The sequence below is a fragment of the Paraburkholderia sp. BR10936 genome (genome assembly GCF_040965735.1).
GTDB lineage: Bacteria > Pseudomonadota > Gammaproteobacteria > Burkholderiales > Burkholderiaceae > Paraburkholderia > Paraburkholderia nodosa_A.
This window is the reverse complement of sequence record NZ_JBFRCM010000091.1, coordinates 1-258: the sequence shown is the minus strand read 5'-3', so window position 1 is coordinate 258 and position 258 is coordinate 1. Positions and strand designations below refer to the sequence as shown.

Genomic DNA, 258 nt, shown 5'->3' with positions numbered 1-258 from the left:
CTGCCCAGCGGTCGCCCTGACGCTCGACGATGCCGGCCAGCTGTGTCGTGACGAACTGCGGGATCACGCCGTTGTCCGGGCGCATGAACCGGGCCAACACGGGCAGCGACGCATCGTTGTCCGAATCCGCAAACGGATAGCGGCCACCGAAGGCGGCGTTCCAGGCGGCAACGATCGAGCGGCGCCAGATGTCGTTCAGGCTGGCTGCCGCGGGCTGCACCACCGCCTCCCAGGTCTGGTCGAGCGGCGCCTGGAACA

General features: G+C 69.0%; 1 protein-coding gene. It reads right to left on the bottom strand.

The window, feature by feature from the left end; translation table 11 throughout:
• Positions 1–258 (bottom strand): hypothetical protein (locus tag AB4Y36_RS40545; protein WP_368685945.1); only part of this gene is annotated, 258 nt, incomplete at both ends.